General features: G+C 67.6%; 13 protein-coding genes and 1 pseudogene. 1 reads left to right on the top strand and 13 read right to left on the bottom strand.

Annotated features, from left to right (window positions below):
• Positions 1-336 precede the first annotated feature (336 nt).
• Positions 337-1,074, top strand: a complete 738-nt coding sequence (locus ACQCVD_RS01635) for a slipin family protein (RefSeq protein ID WP_426821941.1) — start codon at positions 337-339, stop codon at positions 1,072-1,074.
• Between the two features lie 347 nt (positions 1,075-1,421).
• Here ACQCVD_RS01635 and secG read toward each other — a convergent pair whose 3' ends face one another.
• The 13 genes and pseudogenes from secG to ACQCVD_RS01570 form a co-directional block, all read right to left on the bottom strand.
• Positions 1,422-1,658, bottom strand: a complete 237-nt coding sequence (secG, locus tag ACQCVD_RS01630; RefSeq protein ID WP_426821940.1) for a preprotein translocase subunit SecG — start codon at positions 1,656-1,658, stop codon at positions 1,422-1,424.
• A gap of 151 nt (positions 1,659-1,809) precedes the next feature.
• Positions 1,810-4,575, bottom strand: coding sequence for a phosphoenolpyruvate carboxylase (gene ppc / locus ACQCVD_RS01625; RefSeq protein WP_426821939.1), 2,766 nt, complete (start codon positions 4,573-4,575; stop codon positions 1,810-1,812).
• A gap of 28 nt (positions 4,576-4,603) precedes the next feature.
• Positions 4,604-5,383 (bottom strand): triose-phosphate isomerase, encoded by a 780-nt coding sequence (gene tpiA / locus ACQCVD_RS01620; RefSeq protein WP_426821938.1) that lies wholly within the window; start codon positions 5,381-5,383, stop codon positions 4,604-4,606.
• An 88-nt stretch (positions 5,384-5,471) separates the two neighbouring features.
• On the bottom strand, positions 5,472-6,689 hold the full coding sequence (gene pgk, locus ACQCVD_RS01615; RefSeq protein WP_426821937.1) for a phosphoglycerate kinase: 1,218 nt from the start codon (positions 6,687-6,689) through the stop codon (positions 5,472-5,474).
• A gap of 158 nt (positions 6,690-6,847) precedes the next feature.
• Positions 6,848-7,852, bottom strand: coding sequence for a type I glyceraldehyde-3-phosphate dehydrogenase (gene gap, locus ACQCVD_RS01610; RefSeq protein WP_426821936.1), 1,005 nt, complete (start codon positions 7,850-7,852; stop codon positions 6,848-6,850).
• 468 nt (positions 7,853-8,320) lie between these two features.
• Complete coding sequence (whiA, locus tag ACQCVD_RS01605) at positions 8,321-9,298, bottom strand: DNA-binding protein WhiA (protein WP_426821935.1); 978 nt, start codon at positions 9,296-9,298, stop codon at positions 8,321-8,323.
• A gap of 152 nt (positions 9,299-9,450) precedes the next feature.
• Complete coding sequence (locus tag ACQCVD_RS01600) at positions 9,451-10,467, bottom strand: gluconeogenesis factor YvcK family protein (protein ID WP_426821934.1); 1,017 nt, start codon at positions 10,465-10,467, stop codon at positions 9,451-9,453.
• 16 nt (positions 10,468-10,483) lie between these two features.
• Complete coding sequence (gene rapZ, locus ACQCVD_RS01595; protein WP_426821933.1) at positions 10,484-11,380, bottom strand: RNase adapter RapZ; 897 nt, start codon at positions 11,378-11,380, stop codon at positions 10,484-10,486.
• 117 nt (positions 11,381-11,497) lie between these two features.
• Positions 11,498-13,603: an excinuclease ABC subunit UvrC gene (gene uvrC / locus ACQCVD_RS01590; RefSeq protein ID WP_426821932.1), complete on the bottom strand. Its 2,106-nt coding sequence runs from the start codon at positions 13,601-13,603 to the stop codon at positions 11,498-11,500.
• 16 nt (positions 13,604-13,619) lie between these two features.
• A complete protein-coding gene (locus tag ACQCVD_RS01585; protein WP_426821931.1) occupies positions 13,620-14,195 on the bottom strand; it encodes a PH domain-containing protein in 576 nt (191 codons plus the stop codon).
• A gap of 55 nt (positions 14,196-14,250) precedes the next feature.
• Positions 14,251-14,712, bottom strand: a pseudogene (gene ribH / locus ACQCVD_RS01580) (6,7-dimethyl-8-ribityllumazine synthase); the annotation flags it as partial.
• Positions 14,713-14,715: 3 nt separating this feature from the next.
• Complete coding sequence (locus ACQCVD_RS01575; protein ID WP_426821930.1) at positions 14,716-15,987, bottom strand: bifunctional 3,4-dihydroxy-2-butanone-4-phosphate synthase/GTP cyclohydrolase II; 1,272 nt, start codon at positions 15,985-15,987, stop codon at positions 14,716-14,718.
• A 10-nt stretch (positions 15,988-15,997) separates the two neighbouring features.
• Complete coding sequence (locus ACQCVD_RS01570; RefSeq protein WP_426821929.1) at positions 15,998-16,672, bottom strand: riboflavin synthase; 675 nt, start codon at positions 16,670-16,672, stop codon at positions 15,998-16,000.

The raw sequence follows: 16,672 nt of genomic DNA, 5'->3' as shown, positions 1-16,672 counted from the left end.
CCCGTGGGCAGATGACCGAAATCCTGGACGAACAACGCAGTCCGGCGAAGTGCGTTACGCTAGCCTGAGCACCGCATCGTGGTTGCTGGGTGCTTCCGGTCTTGCCGTGGGTGTTCCCGATTGAACTGATGCGGACCGCTACGGCACGGTCTGAACAAGACCAACGGGGTTCAAATCCCCTCCCTCCTAAAGATGGGTTGCCGTCGCCCGGAACTTCTCCGGCGGTAGCCAGTGGCCCGGCCCGATCCTGTGCCCGTCGGTACAGGGGACGCACCGATGCCCCGCTACTGTCGGCCCCGGCCGGCGGCAACCCCCGCAACTTTTCTGGGTGATCACATGGGTATCTTCCGCCCGCGTTCCGCCGACTCCGGCTGGACCATGTACACGCCGTTGTCCCACGGCGCAGGGTGGCAGCAGGCAGCCTTACGCTCTCCTGCCCCGCGGCCCGGGCACGCCGTACTGCGCCAGCGCGATGGCGAGCTCACCCCCCTGCGCGCCCGCGAGTTCTCCCGGCCGGGCGACCGCTTTCTGCAGGTCGATCTGCGCCGACGCCTGATCCAGATGCACCCGCAGCAGATTCCCACTGCCGATGCCATGACCGTGACCATCACGCTGACACTGTCGGCACACACCGTTGACCCGGTCTCCTTCGTCTCTGATTCGCAGGGCCCGGACGAGGAAATCTACCTGGCCGCCCAGATCGCGCTGCGCGAACTTGTCGCAGGGCTCCCGCTGGAGAACTTCATCGGCGCCCGCATCGACCTCGGCCCCGTACTGGCGGCAGCGCAGACGGCTGCCGCGGCCGTCGGAGTGGAGGTGTCCACAGCCCTGCTCAAGGACGTTAGTCTGCCTGCGGAGTATTCCGCTGCCCTCCAGGAGGCGTTGGTGACCAAGGTGAGATCCGAAACCGATCTGGAACGCGCCCGCAATGAGGTCAAGACCACCCGGGCCCGCCTGGCAAGCGCTAAGGTGCTGGAGCAGAACCCTGTGCTGGCGAAGATCCGGATGCTCGAGGCACTACCACCTGGCTCCACCATCGAAGTCCGCAGTGAACAATCCCAGGCGCTGCCATAGGTACAACTCGCAGCCTCTTCTCCGCCTGCCAGACCGTATTTTCGGGGATCGGGGAAACACTCCGCCACTGCATCAGGTGCTACCGGTCCCGAAGAGTCTCCATCTCAACGGTAGTCACGGACGCAGACTGACAAACAAAGGTTTTCAGAAGGAGACAAAGCTACCTAAACGGCGGTTGCGACCCGCGGTTTGACAGCTATAGAAGAAGCCCACCCGAAGCTGAAGCTCCCCTGCGCACGTACCGGATGAGCACGCGCAGTCCCCCACTGCCATCCAACCACTGAACACAATGCGGCCACCCTCCGAGCAAGGAGGGTGGCCGCAAAAGTTGAACCTCGTCGAAACAGCTAGGCGCCGAACGCCTGAACCAGGTTGAGCGCCACGATGCACACGATCCAGATCACCGCAGTCAGGATGGTGTAGCGGTCCAGGTTCTTCTCCACCACCGTGGAACCGGAGAGGTTCGACTGCACCCCACCGCCGAAGAGACTGGACAGGCCGCCGCCCTTACCCTTGTGGAGCAGCACGAACACCGTCAACAGAATGCTCGACAGTACGAGGATGATCTGGAGTGCGAGGGTCATTCAACTTCCTTCGGCCGACGTCGTGGAGTCACGGGGCCCGCCGTGGTCCGGCGGAGATCTCCTGGGCTGTGACTGCCTCCCAGGCAACTCAGGACAGTATACATCAGCGCGGGCATACGTTCGCAGGGGGCGGGGCCACCCCGCCCGCCGGCTACCCGGAGTTACGCAGGGCGGTGGCCAGCCCGTTCATGGTCAACTGGATCCCGCGGGAAACCGGTACCCGCTCATCCCCGGCCCGGTAGCGGCGCAGCAGTTCCACCTGGATGACATTCAGTGGCAGCAGGTAGGGAAACCTGCTGCGGACTGACCTCGCCAGCGTGGGGTTGTCCGCCAGGAGATGATCGGTGCCGGTGACCCCGTGGAACATCTGGGTGGTCAACTCGAACTCGGCGGTGATCAACCCGTGGATTCTCCGGGCATCCGTCTCATCGGTGACCAGATGGGAGTACAGCTCCGCCAGCCGCATTTCCGCCTTACTCATCACCTGTGCCATATTGGACAGCACCGAATTGAAGAACGGCCAGACCTCGTAGAGCTTGCGCAGTTCCGCGCGCCGCTGGCCGGCGTCTGGTCCATCGCCGATCCAGGTGCGCAGAGCTGTGCCCACGCCGAACCAGCCGGGCAGCATCACCCGGGACTGTGACCAGGACAGCACCCAGGGGATCGCCCGCAGATCCTCCACCGTCTCCGTCTGCTTCCGGGAGGTGGGCCGGGAACCGATGTTCAGCTCACCGATCTCCTGCAGTGGCGTGGACTGGGTGAAGAACGGGATGAAGCCCGGGTCCTCGTGGACCAGGCTGGCGTAGGTCTCCCGGCTCAGGGCAGCTAGTTCCCGCATCACGTCAAAGGCGCGTTCCGGATGCTCCAGGCCGTCCACCTCCAGCAGGCTGGCCTCCAGCGTCGCGGAGACCAGAGCCTCCAGGTTGCGGCGGGCGGTGTCCCGGGAACCGTATTTGGCGGAGATGATCTCACCCTGTTCGGTGATCCGCAGGGCGCCGTCCACCGCGCCCTTCGGCTGGGCGAGGATCGCCTCATAGGAAGGCCCTCCTCCCCTGCCCACGGTCCCGCCGCGGCCGTGGAAGAGCCGGAGTTTCACCTGGTGCTCCCGGCCCACCTCCACCAGGGCCACCTCGGCGTCGTACAGCGCCCAGTTGGCCGCGAAGTAGCCGCCGTCCTTGTTGGAGTCGGAGTAGCCGAGCATGACCTCCTGGATGTCTCCGCGCTGGCGGAGATAGGAACGGTACAGCGGCAGCTGCCAGAGCTGGTCCAGAATGCCGGCTCCCGCGGCCAGATCATCGATCGTCTCGAACAGCGGGATGACATCCACGCTTCCCCGCGGCTGGTCGTCGGACGCGCGGATCAGACCGACCTCCTTGAGCAGGATCATCGGCTCCAGGATGTCGCTGACGGATTCCGCCATGGAGACGATGCAGTGCGGGATCATTTCAGCCCCGAATTTCTCGGTGGCCGCAGCCGCGGCGGTGAAGATGTCCAGCTCCCGCTGGACTGCCTCACTGAAACTATGGTGGCCGCGCGGCACGAGCGGTCGCGGCGTCTGCAGTTCCCGGGTCAGCAGTTCGATCCGGGCGGCTTCGTCGAGATCGCGGTAGTCATGGTGCACTCGGGCCACGCGGAACACCTCGGTGAGGACCTGTTCGAAGCTCTCGGAGTTCTGCCGCAGATCCAGGGAATAGAGGTGGAAGCCGAAGCTGTCCACCGCCGCACGGATGGTGGCCAGCCGGTCATCGGCGATGATGCCGTCGTGTGAGAACCGCAGCGAGGCGTCCAGCACGTCGAGGTCCGCGCTGAACGCCGCGGGGCCGGCATAGGGTTCATGCTCCCGGTACCAGGTGCCCTCCACCTCGTCGGGGCCGATCAGGGTCGCGATGGTCGCCAGCATTCTCCCGCGCATACCGTGGCAGGCGCGGCGGTAAGGTTCGTCGACCCGGCTGGGGACGTCATTGCGGCCGCGGGCCGCCAGCGCGACCAGTTCCACCGTAACTCCGGAGAGCCGGTCCGAGAGACTGAGTTCGTGCTCCAGCTGATGCAGCTGTCCGGCGTAGTAGCGCAGGGCTGTGGCTGCGGCCCGGGTGGCGGCGTAGGTCAAGGTCTGGTCGGTGACGTAGGGGTTGCCGTCGTGGTCGCCGCCGATCCAGGATCCCGGGCGCAGCACCGCCGTATCCGGCAGGTCGGGGCCGTAGACCTCCCGCAGCTGCTTCATCACCAACTGATTGAGGGCGGGGATCTCGTCCAGCAGACTGAGGTGGTAATAGCGCAGCCCCAGCTCGATCTCATCTTCGATGCGGGGGCGCGAGACCCGGATCAGTGCGGTCTGCCAGAGGATGGTCATCCGGCGGTGGATCGCGGTGTCCAGCTCGGCCAACCGGCTGCGGGTCCGTGCCGTCTCCACCGCCCCGAGGAGCTCGCGGCGTCGGGTCATCAGCTCGGAGATGTCGCGCTGGGCGTCAAAGACAGTGCGCCGCCGGGTCTCCGTCGGGTGCGCGGTCAGCACCGGGGAAACCTGGGCCTGCTCCAGGACCGCGGCGATCTCCGCGGCCCCGACATCGGCGGCGGCGAGTTTACGCCAGGTGGCCGCCAGCGTGGAGTCCCAGGCCGGCGCCCCGCGGTCCAGCGCGTGTTCGCGGGTGGCTTCGTCGTGGAGGTCCTCCGCGAGGTTGGACATCAGGGCGAAATGGGAGAACGCCCGGATCACCGGGGTCGCCCGCTTCGGGTCGATGTTGCGGAACATCGAGATCAGGGAGTCCATGCCCGCCTCTCCGCGGGCGATCTCGAAGGCCGTTTGGCGCGCGCCCTCGACCAGGTCGAAAACCTCCTGGCCCTCCTGCTCGGCAATGACGTGGCCGAGCACGCGGCCCAGATAGCGGATGTCTTCCTGGAGATGATCGGGGGCGTCCACGGGGCTTGTCTCCTTGGTCTTCGGGCCGTTAGACCGCGGTGGCTGCGGAGGCCGCCAGCTTGGCGAATTCCTCGCCCTTGAGGGAGGCACCGCCGACGAGGCCACCGTCGACGTCCGGCTGGGAGACGATCTCCCCCACGGTCTCGGTCTTGACGGAACCGCCGTAGAGGATCCGCATGCCGGCGGAGACTTCGTCGCCGGCCAGCGCACGGACCAGTTCACGGATGGCGGCGCAGACCTCCTGGGCGTCGGCGGCGGAGGCCACCTTGCCGGTGCCGATGGCCCACACCGGCTCATAGGCGATGACGGTGTTGGCCAGATCCGCTGCGGACAGCCCCGCGAGGGACTGCCGGGTCTGGCGCACCACGTGCTCGACGTGGGTTCCGGCCTCCCGGATCTCCAGCGGTTCGCCGACACACACGATCGGCTTCATGCCCGCGGCCACGGTGGCCCGGGCCTTGGCGGCCACCTGCTCATCGGTCTCGTGGTGGTACTCGCGGCGTTCGGAGTGGCCGACAACGACCCAGGTGCAGCCGAGCTTCGCGAGCATGTCCGCGGAGATGTCGCCGGTGTAGGCGCCGTTCTCGTGCTCGGAGACGTCCTGCGCGCCGTAGGTGATCGGGAGCTTGTCCGCCTCGATCAGGGTCTGCACGCCACGGATGTCGGTGTACGGCACGGTCAGCGCCACATCGACCTTCTCATAGTACTCCTTGGGCAGGGAAAACGCCAGCTTCTGGACGTTGTTGATGGCCTCGAGGTGGTTGAGGTTCATCTTCCAGTTACCGGCGATCAGGGGCTTGCGGGCCATGGTGGCCTTCCTTTCATTGCGCAGGGATGCTTCCGGCGGGTGTTGAGTGGCCGGACCCGCCTGGTGCTGCAGATCCAGCCGGGTGGGACTACTGGTTCAGCACGGCGACGCCGGGCAGCTCCTTGCCCTCGAGGAACTCCAGCGACGCGCCACCGCCGGTGGAGATGTGGGAGAAGCCGTCCTCGTCCAGGCCGAGCGCGCGTACCGACGCCGCGGAGTCTCCTCCGCCGACTACGGAGAAGGCGCCGTTGTCCGCGGTGGCGTCGATGATCGCCTGGGCAACACCCTCGGTGCCCTTGGCGAAGGGCGCCATCTCGAACACGCCCATCGGGCCGTTCCAGAAGATGGTCTTGGCGGTGCTGAGCACCTCGGCGAACTCACGGACGGATTCCGGGCCGATGTCCGGCGACAGCCAGCCCTCCGGAATGCCGGCGAGGGCGACGACCCGGTTCTCCGCGTCGGCGGAGAACTCCGCGGCGGCGAGCAGGTCGACCGGCAGCACCAACTTGTCGCCGAAGCGGTCCAGCAGATCCTTGCAGGTGTCGATCATCTCCTCCTGCAGCAGCGACTTCTGGGTGTTGTAGCCCTGCGCGGCCAGGAAGGTGTAGCACATGCCGCCACCGATGATGAGCTTGTCGGCCTTGCCAGCCAGTGCCTCGATCACCCCCAGTTTGTCGGAGACCTTGGAGCCGCCGAGGACGACCACGTAGGGGTGCTCCGGATCGGTGGCGGTCTTCTCCAGGACGGTGACCTCCTTCTCCACGAGCTTGCCCGCGTAGGCCGGCAGGCGCTTCGCCACGTCGTAGACGGAGGCCTGCTCGCGGTGGACCACGCCGAAGCCGTCGGAGACGAAGGCGCCGTCATCGGCGGCCAGGGCCGCGAGCTCATCGGCGAAGGCCCCCCGTTCGGCCTCATCCTTGGCGGTCTCCCGCGGATCGAAGCGGACGTTTTCCACCAGCATGACATCGCCCTCGGTCAACCCGTTGGCGCGTTCATGGGCGTCCTCGCCGGTGACGTCGCCGGCCAGGGCGACCCACTGCCCCAGGGCGTCGGACAGGGCCTCGGCGACCGGGGCCAGGGAGTACTTCGGGTTCGCCTCCCCCTTCGGACGTCCCAGGTGAGCGCTCAGGATGACCTTCGCGCCACCGTCGACCAGGGCCTGGATGGTCGGCAGCGAGGCGGTGATGCGGCCGGGGTCCGTGATTTCACCGGCGTCGTTCAGCGGCACGTTGAAATCGGAACGGACGAGTACGTGGCGGCCGTCGACGCCTTCGTCGAGCAGGTCCTGGAGGGTCTTCAGGGACATCGGTTCTCCTAGCTGGTTTCTAACTCGGTTATGCAGACAATGTGTATGGTACTGACACCGCAAAGCGCCCGGGGTGTGTCTGGGAACACCCCGGGCGGCGCATGGGGCCCGGTGCCGCGCCTACCGCACGCGAGACATCCGGACGACGCGGCGGGGAACTAGAGCTTGTCGCCGACCAGCTCGGTCAGGCGCAGCAGCTGGCAGGTGTAACCCCACTCGTTGTCGTACCAGGACACGACCTTCACGGTCTTGCCGGAGACCTTGGTCAGGCCGGCGTCGAAGATCGAGCCGTGGGAATCGCTGATGATGTCGGTGGAGACCAGCGGTTCCTCGCTGTAGGCCAGGGTCTCGCCGAACTCACCGGTGGCGGCCTCCTTGATGGCGGCGTTGACCGATTCCACGCTGACCTCGGACTCGGTGTTGAAGGTCAGGTCCGTGGCGGAACCGGTGATGACCGGGACACGCAGGGCGTAGCCGTCCAGCTTGCCCTTGAGCTCGGGCAGGACCAGGGCGACGGCCTTCGCGGCACCGGTGGAGGTGGGCACGATGTTGACGGCCGCGGCGCGGGCGCGTCGCAGGTCCTTGTGCGGGGCGTCGTGGAGACGCTGGTCACCGGTGTATGCGTGGACGGTGGTCATCAGGCCGTTGGTGATGCCGAACTTGTCGTTGAGCACCTTGGCCACCGGGGCGAGGCAGTTGGTGGTGCAGGACGCCGCCGAGATGACGTTGTGGTTGGCCGGGTCGTACTGGTCGTGGTTGACGCCGTAGACGAAGGTGGCGTCCTCGTTCTTCGCCGGAGCGGAGATGATGACCTTCTTGGCACCGGCCTCGATGTGGGCCTTGGCTGCCTCGGCGTCGGTGAAGAAACCGGTGGACTCGATCACGATGTCCACGTCGTGGGCGGCCCAGTCCAGGTTCTTCGGGTCCCGCTCGGCGGAGACAGCCAGACGGTTTCCGCCGACGGTGATGGAGTCCTCGTCGAATTCGACGTCCTGGCCCAGCTTGCCCATGATGGAATCGTACTTCAGCAGGGTCGACAGCGTCTTGTTGTCGGTCAGGTCATTGACTGCCACGACCTGCAGATCTTCGCTGCGCTCCAGCGCGGCGCGGAAGAAGTTACGACCGATGCGGCCGAAGCCGTTGATGCCTACGCGAATGGTCACGAAAAGCTCCTTTTGGTTGGATGTGTGTCCGCCAGTGACCGGGAACCTGTAGTGGATCTCCCCTTCACTCGCCCTCGCCGCCGAGTCTAGCGGCGGTGTGTCCCTCGCGCAGTCAGTATTTCGGACACCACGGCCATCACATGACGGCTCTTCCAGCACTACCGCGATAGCACATCGCGGCGGGCGGCGGGAAGGAAGTCGGTGAAATTTCCCGCTGCGCTTCGTCTCCGAAACGCACTTCGCCCCCGAACGGAGGTCAGAATCGCCGGGGCGGCTCCTCCCCCGGCCCCGGTCCGCTGACACAGTGGAAGACAGGGACGACCCGCCATGTGGTCAGTTTCACACCCGTCCAGCGGGACCGACTGCCTCCGGCTCCGGGCGGACATGGGGAAGACCACCGGGCGGGAGCGGGGATCTGTTCCCGCCGCTCACCCGGTGGCCTGTCGTAGCTGCGGTCCCGACCTGCGGTCAGGACTCTTCGAGCAGATCGTCGGTGACGGCCGCGTTGGTGTCGGGGATGTCCAGTTCCTCCGCCCGTTTGTCGGCCATCGAGAGCAGCCGGCGGATCCGTCCGGCCACCGCGTCCTTGGTCATCTGCGGGTCAGCGAGCCGACCGAGCTCCTCCAGGGAGGCCTGGCGGTGCTGGACGCGGAGCTGGCCGGCCTCTGCCAGGTGTTCCGGGACGTCGTCGCCGAGGATGGCCATGGCCCGTTCCACCCGCGCTGCGGCCGCCACCGCAGCGCGGGCGGAACGCCGGAGGTTCGCGTCGTCGAAGTTGGCCAGCCGGTTGGCGGTGGCACGGACCTCGCGGTGCAGGCGCTTCTCCTCCCATTCCAGGCGGACGCGCTGGGCCCCCATGCGGGTCAGCAGAGCGCCGATGGCGTCCCCGTCCCGGACCACCACCCGATCAGTGCCACGGGTCTCCTTCGTCTTCGCGGTGATCCCGAGCCGCCGGGCGCAACCGACCAGGGCGAGCGCCGCCTCCTGGCAGGGGCAGGTCACCTCCAGCGTGGAGGAACGCCCGGGCTCAGTCAGGGAGCCGTGCGCGAGGAAGGCCCCACGCCAGGCCGCCTCGTTGTCGGCCACGGTTCCGGAGATCACCTGGGGCGGCAACCCCCGCACGGGATGCCCCGAGCGGGTCACCAGGCCGGAACGGCGGACCAGGTCGTCGGCACCTTCGGTCACGCGCAGGACAAACCGCGGGCTCTTGCGCACCCCGCCCGGCGAGATCGTGTGCAGGTGGACATCGACGCCGTAGAGCTCCCCCAGCGCGGTGGCCAGTCGCTCGGCGACCGGTTGGGAGTCCAGCTCCGCCTCGACGACGATGCGGCCGGCGACGATGTGGAGACCACCCGAGAACCGCAGCAGAGCCGCTACCTCGGCCGCGCGGGCCGACTGGCGGGTCACCTTCACCCGCACGAGTTCTTCCTTGACTTTCGGCGTCAACGCCACAGTGCAGCTGCCTTTCTGGATTTTCGGGCCCGCCGTCATCGCGCGCTCGTCCGATCAGCCCGTGATGGGACGGCGGACCCCGGGGCACGTTCTCACGGGAACCCCGGTCAACCGCGGTCAGGGGGCGGGCGGGTCACCTGTTGATTCTAGCGATCCCGGTAATTGTGCAGCATCGCCGCCGCCAGTTTCGCGGGATCATGCCGGTCGGTGCGCTGCCCGCCGGGACCGACTTCCCGCAGGTCGTGGAACACCACCTTGGCCCCCAACGCATCGGCGGCCCGGGTCATGTGGCGCCTGTCGCTGGTGGTCGGGTTGTGCGCGCCGTCCACCAGGATGAGATCCACCTTGAGGGCCGGGGCGTGCTGGCAGAGCATGTGGATGTGGCGTTCCAGGGAGAAGCCGCTGGTCTCCCCCACTTCGGCGTTGAGGTTGAGCACCACCACGCGGAAGGCGTCGGAGGTGGTGATCGCCTCGACCACCGCGGGCACCAGCAGGTGCGGGATCACGCTGCTGAACCAGGAGCCGGGTCCGAGGGTGATCATGTCCGCCTGGCGGATCGCGCTGATGGCTGCCGGGTTGGCCATCGGGTCCCCCGGAATGATGCGGACGCGGCGGACGGAACCGGGCGTGGTGGCCACCGCCACCTGACCCCGGACGGGCAGCATGACCCGGGGATCATCGTCCAGACCCGAGACGTCCGCTTCAATTTCCAGGGGTTGGCTGCACACGGGGAGCACGCGGCCGTGGGACCTGGTGAGGGCGGCCACCGCGTCCAGGGCCTGCAGCTCGCTGCCCAGGACTTCCGTGAGTCCGGCGATGAGCAGATTGCCCACCGCGTGCCCCGCGAGGGCCCCCGTGCCGCCGAAGCGGTGCTGCAGGGTCTTGCCCCACATCCGGCCGTGTTCGTCCTCGCTGGCCAGGGCGGCCAACGCCATGCGCAGATCGCCGGGCGGGATGATCCCCAGCTCCCGGCGGATCCGGCCGGAGGAGCCACCGTCATCGGCGACGGTGACCACGGCGTGGATCTCCTCGGGCCCGCAGGCGCGGTCCGCGAGCAGGGTCTGGTAGAGGCCGTGGCCGCCGCCCAGACTGACGATGGACCGGGGGGAATCGGGCGACGTCGCCCCGGCTGTCTGCCCCGATGCGGTGGAATCGCTGGTCACAGGTGGGTGGACCTTCCTATCGGTCGAGGTCCCGGTGCAGCACGTTGACGTCCAGTCCGTCGAAGTCGCGGAGCCGGCGGCCAATCTCCTCGGAGACCGCCACCGAACGATGGTGGCCTCCCGTGCAGCCGATCGAGACCGTGATGAAGTTCTTGCCTTCATGACGATACCCCGCCAGCATCGAGGAGAACATTTGCACGAAGTTGTCGATGAAGGGTGCCGCCCCCTCCTGCCCCAGGACATAGTCCGAGACCGGCACATCCGTCCCCCGGTACGGCCGCAGCTCCGGAACCCAGAAGGGGTTCGGCAAAAAGCGCACGTCCAGGGCGATGTCGGAGTCCTTCGGCGCACCGTGCTTGAAACCGAAGGACTGGATGGTCACGTGCTGGCGGGGGTTGCCGGCGGTGTCGAAGCTGGCCTCGATGGCCCGGCGCAGATCGTGCACGGAGAGATCGGAGGTGTGGATGACCACGTCGGCCTCCTCCTTGATCGGCAGGAGGGCCCGCCGCTCGCGGGTGATGCCGTGCTGCAGCGTGTCCTCCCCCTGCAGCGGGTGCGTGCGGCGGACATTGTCGAAGCGGCTGATCAGCACCTCGTCGCGGGCCTCCATGAACACGATGGTCGGGGCCATCCCGCGGTCATGGAGCTCCGCCAGCGTCTGCTGCAGACTGCCGCGGAACATCCGGGCACGCACGTCACAGACCACCGCGACCCGGTCCACCGGGGAATCCGGTTCCGAGCACAGCTCCAGCAGATCAATGATGAGCTCCGGCGGCAGGTTCTGGGCGACGTACCAGCCCTTGTCCTCGAACACCTTCGCGGCACTGCTGAGTCCTGCCCCGGACATGCCGGTGATGAGGACGGGAGGAGTGGTGAACCGCTGCGGCTTGTGCGCCGAGGACGTGAAGATCATGACCGCCATCATAACAAGATTTGCCTGCCCGACCACGGGGGATCCACCCGCAGCACGTCCCCCTCTGCGGGGCCCTGTGCAGCAGGTTCCCGCACGGGTGACAGCGGGGGAACCCGGTCAGGGGCCGGACTCGGCTGCCCCATCGTCCGGATGCAGCGCCCGGTGGACCGTCTCCGCCAGCTTCGGGCCGAAGCCCCTGACCGCCGCGATCTCCTCGGCGGTGGCCGCCTTGAGCTTCTTCACCGAACCGAAGTGCTTGACCAGGTCCGTGCGGCGCACCTGACCGAGCCCGGGAATGGAGTCCAGCTCGGAGTTGCGCATCCGCCTGCTGCGCTGCTGCCGGTGGTAGGTGATGGCGAAGCGGTGTGCCTCGTCCCGGATCTGCTGCAGCAGGAACAGCGCCTGCGAGTTGCGCGGGAGAATCACCGGGTCCTCCTCGCCGGGCACCCAGACCTCCTCCAGTCGCTTGGCCAGGCCGACCAGGGTGACGTCGACGATGCCGAGTTCGTCGAAGACCGCCTGCGCAGCCGCCACCTGGGGCGCGCCGCCGTCCACGATGAACAACTGCGGTGGGTAGGCGAACCGCCGGTTGTCCGTGCTCATCTCCTCGACCTTCGCGTCCTTCTCATCGGAGAAGGTGGAGCCGTCGAACTCCTCGGCCTCGGGCACGGTGAGCTTGTCCTGGTTGTGGCGCAGGAACCGCCGCCGGGTCACCTCGGCGATGGAGCCGACGTCGTCGGAGCGCCCCTCACCGGCGGCCTCCTTGATCCGGTAGCGCCGGTAGTCGGCCTTGCGCGGCAGGCCGTCCTCGAAGACGACCAGCGACGCCACGACGTCGGTGCCCTGGATGTGGGAGATGTCGGTGCACTCGATGCGCAGCGGCGCCTCATCCATGTCGAGGGCTTCCTGCAGCTCCTGCAGGGCGGCCGAACGCGCGGTCAGATCCCCGATGCGCTTGAGCTTGTGCTGGCGTAGGGCATCCTTGGCGTTGCGCTCCACGGTCTCCGCCAACGCGCGCTTGTCACCGCGCTGCGGCACCCGGATCTCCACGCGGGAGCCGCGCAGGGCGCTCAGGAACGTCTCGGTCTCCGCAGGTTCATTCGGCAGCACCGGCACCAGGATCTCCTTGGGCACCACGTGCTGTTTGCGCGGCTGGGCATGGGAGAACTGGTCGACGCCGCGCCGTTCGATCTGCTCGGCGTCCTCCGCGTCCTCCTGGCGGGCACGTTCCACGGCGTCGCCGTAGAACTGGATGAGGAAGTTCTGCAGCAGGAAGGGCAGGGCGGCCGCCGCCGGGTCCTCCCCCGCGTCCGCCGCCTCCGCCGGCCGGTCGGTGGCCTGATCCCCGGCAGTCTCCACGACCCAGCCCCGCTGGCCGCGGATGCGTCCACCCCGGACGTGGAAGAGCTGGACCGCGGCCTCCAGTTCATCGGAGACCACCCCGATCAGGTCGGCGTCGGTGCCGTCGCCGAGCACCACGGACTGCTTCTCCATGACCTTGTGCACGGCGGCCAGGTCATCGCGCAACCGGGCGGCCCGTTCGAAGTTGAGTTCCTCGGCGGCCGTGGTCATCTCGGATTCCAGCTGCCGGGTCACCTTGTCGGTGTTGCCGCCCAGGAAGGAGCAGAAACCGTCCACTATCTCACGGTGCTCCTCCGCACTCACCCGGCCCACGCAGGGCGCGGAGCACTTGTCGATGTAGCCGAGCAGGCAGGGCCGCCCCAGCCGCTCATGGCGGTTGTAGACGCCCTTGGAGCAGGTGCGCACCGGAAAGACCCGCAGCAGCAGGTCCAGGGTCTCGCGCACCGCCCAGGCGTGCGAGTAGGGCCCGAAGTAACGGACCCCCTTCCGCCGCGGACCGCGGTAGAAGAAGGCGCGCGGGATCTGCTCCCCGGTGGACACAGCGAGCATGGGATAGGTTTTGTCGTCGCGGTACTTGACGTTGTAGCGCGGATCGAATTTCTTGATCCAGGTGTACTCGAGCTGGAGCGACTCCACCTCGGTGGCCACCACGGTCCACTCCACCGAGGCCGCGTTGAACACCATCTGGCGGGTGCGCGGGTGCAGCTGTGTGGGGTCCTGAAAGTAATTGGACAGCCGCGAACGCAGGTTCTTCGCCTTGCCGACGTAGATGACGCGCCCGGTGTCGTCCCGGAACTTGTACACGCCCGGCTGGGTGGGGATGCTCCCCGGGGCCGGGCGGTAGGTGGTTGGATCAGCCATGGATTATCAGCGGAGCCTAGTCCTCCGGCATGTAGCGGCCCTCGAGGGCCCGGAACTTGGTGACGGCCTGGACCACGCGCTCCCCGTCGGCGGCCTGGAAGGCCCACATGGGAACGTACTCGAACTCCGGCAGTTCCAGGCGGGCGATGCGGGCGTTCTTCGGGAAGCTCAGGCCGTAGACCACCGTCCACGGGTAGAACCGGGTGCCGATGAGATTGCGTACCTCGACACCGTCCTCGTTGACCTGTACCCGGGGGCGGGTGAAGGCGATGTACCCGACGATCGAGAGCACGATGCCCACACCGATGAAGGCGAACTGGTCGATGGGGGTGATGGCTGCGCCGGTGTAGCCGATTCCCACGGTGACGCCCATGAAGATGTGCACCGCCATCACGACCACGACCACCAGCCAGGCGAACTGGCGCAGACGCTTCGACGTGACCGTCAGTTCCCAGGGCTTGCCGGTGGTCAGCGCCGAGGTGTCGGCGGCGGTGTAGGCGTGGATCTGCCGGTTCGCCAGCTTCTTCTCAGCCGCATCGCCGTTGCCCTCCGCGCCGGAGTCCTTGTGTGCGTCCACCGTGTAGCTTCCCATTCTTCCCTGTATAACTCAGTTTGTCTCGAGCACGAGTCGAGTCACCCCGCTGGTGAATCTCCGAAAGCACCCGGGCGGTGTCCAGGGCCGCGGCCATCGCCTCGGCGCCCTTGTCCTCGACGGAACCGGGCAGTCCCGAGCGTTCGACGGCCTGTTCCCTCGTGTTCGTGGTCAGCACCCCGTTGCCGATCGGCTTGCCGGTGTCCAGGGCGATGCGGGTCAGCCCCTGAGTGACGGAGTCGCAGACGTAGTCGAAGTGCGGGGTACCGCCCTTGACCACGCACCCCAGCGCCACGACGGCGTCGTGGTGCTCCGCGGCGGCCTGGACCACCACCGGCAGTTCCAGCGCGCCGACGACGCGGTATTCGCTGACCTCCGCGCCCCACTCCCGCGCGGTCTCGACGGCGCGGGAGTGCAGCTGGTCGCAGATGTCGGCGTTCCAGGTGGCGGTCACCACGGCGACCTTCACGCCGGTGGCGTCGCCGTGGTCGATCTCAGGTAGGCCTTCCTTGCTCACGCTCTACTCCTCCTCGGGGTGGATGGCGTCCCAGGCGGCGACGGAGGGCAGGTCATGGCCCATGCGGTCGCGCTTGGTGCGCAGATAACGGATGTTGTCGGCGTTGGGATGGACGGGCACGGCGGTGCGCGGCCCGATCTTGATGCCGTGGTCGGTCAGCGCCGCAGCCTTGTAGGGGTTGTTGCTCAGCAGGCTCAGGGACTTCACACCCAGATCCCGGATGATCTGCGCGGCGGTGGAGTACTCGCGGGCGTCGGCGGGCAGGCCGAGCCGCAGGTTGGCGTCGACGGTGTCGATCCCCCGGTCCTGCAGGTGGTAGGCCTGCAGCTTCGCGAGCAGCCCGATGCCGCGGCCCTCGTGGCCGCGCATGTAGACCACGATGCCGCGCCCGGCCTCCTGGATCAGGCGCATGGACTCGTTCAGCTGCGGTCCGCAGTCACAGCGGCGGGAGTGGAACACGTCCCCGGTGAGGCATTCGGAGTGGACGCGGACCAGCACGTCTTCTCCCCCGTCGGCCTCCGGCTCGCCGGCGACCAGGGCGATGTGCTCCACGTCGGTGATCCGGTTGCGGTAACCGAAGGCCCGGAAGGGCCCGAATTCGGTGGGCAGCACGGTTTCCACGACCCGCTCGACCTGGGTTTCATGGTGGCGGCGCCACTCGATCAGCTGCTCGATGGAGATCATCTTCAGGCCGTGGTGGTCGGCGAAGCGGCGCAGCTCGGGACCGCGGGCCATGTCCGTGGGGTCCTCTTCGCTGACCACCTCACAGAGCACGCCGGCCGGCCGCAGACCGGCGGCCACCGCGAGATCCACCGAGGCCTCGGTGTGGCCGTCGCGGGCCAGCACCCCGCCGTCGCGGGCGCGCAGCGGCACCACGTGTCCCGGCCGGGTCAGGTCGCCCGGCACGGTGCCCGGGTCGGCCAGCCGTTGGATGGTTTCCGCCCGGGAGCTCGCCGAAATGCCGGTGGTGCCGGTGTTGGCGTCCACGGTGACGGTGTAGGCGGTCTGCCGGGTGTCCTGGTTGCGGGCGACCATCGGGGGAAGGTTGAGCCGGTCGGCGTCGGCCTCGGTCAGAGCAGTACAGATATAACCCGAGCTGTAGCGGACCATGAAGGCCACCAGCTCCGGGGTGGCTAGTTCCGCCGCGAAGATCAGGTCACCCTCATTTTCGCGGTCTTCATCGTCGACGACGACGACCGCCTTTCCGGCGGCGATGTCGGCGATGGCCTGGTCGACGGTGTCCAGTCGAACTCTGCTCGTATCTTCCTCAGTCACGTTCTTCACCTTAGCCCGCCGTTCCGGCTGTTCCGGGCACCGGCCCACCGGTCGCCACAGCGCCTCCACCGGCGCCGTCCGCCACGCCTGGGGCGACCCCGTGCCGGAGCATGCGCTCGACGTATTTGCCCAGCACATCCACCTCCAGGTTGACGGTCTCACCCACCTCGAGATCACCGTGGGTGGTCTCCGCCAGGGTGGTGGGGATCAGGGAGACCTCGAACCAGTCCTCCCCCAGCCCCGCGATGGTCAGCGAGGTGCCGTTGAGGGCGATGGAGCCCCGGGTGACCAGGTAGGGGGACAGATCCGCGGGCAGATCGAAACGCAGCACATCCCAGTGTTCCGACGGGGTGCGGCTGCGCAGCCCCGCGGTGCCGTCGACATGACCCTGCATGATGTGGCCGCCGAGGCGTTCGCCGGCGGCCAGGGCCCGTTCCAGGTTGACCCGGGAGCCGGTGTTCAGGGCCCCGAGGTTGCTGTTGTCGAGGGTGATCTTCATCAGGTCGGCGTCGAAGGTGTCCGCCGTTCGTTCCGCCACGGTCAGACACACACCGTTGACCGCGATCGAATCACCCAGTCGGGCGTCCTCGAGCACGCGGGGGGCCGCGATGGTCATCCGGACCGAGTCTCCAAGGTCCGTCACAGAGCGGACGGTGCCGATCTCCTCCACGATTCCAGTGAACAT

It is taken from the genome of Corynebacterium halotolerans, assembly GCF_050107895.1.
Classification (GTDB): Bacteria; Actinomycetota; Actinomycetes; order Mycobacteriales; family Mycobacteriaceae; genus Corynebacterium; species Corynebacterium halotolerans_B.
Note: the sequence above shows the minus strand (reverse complement) of the source record. Positions and strands in the feature narration are given on the sequence as shown.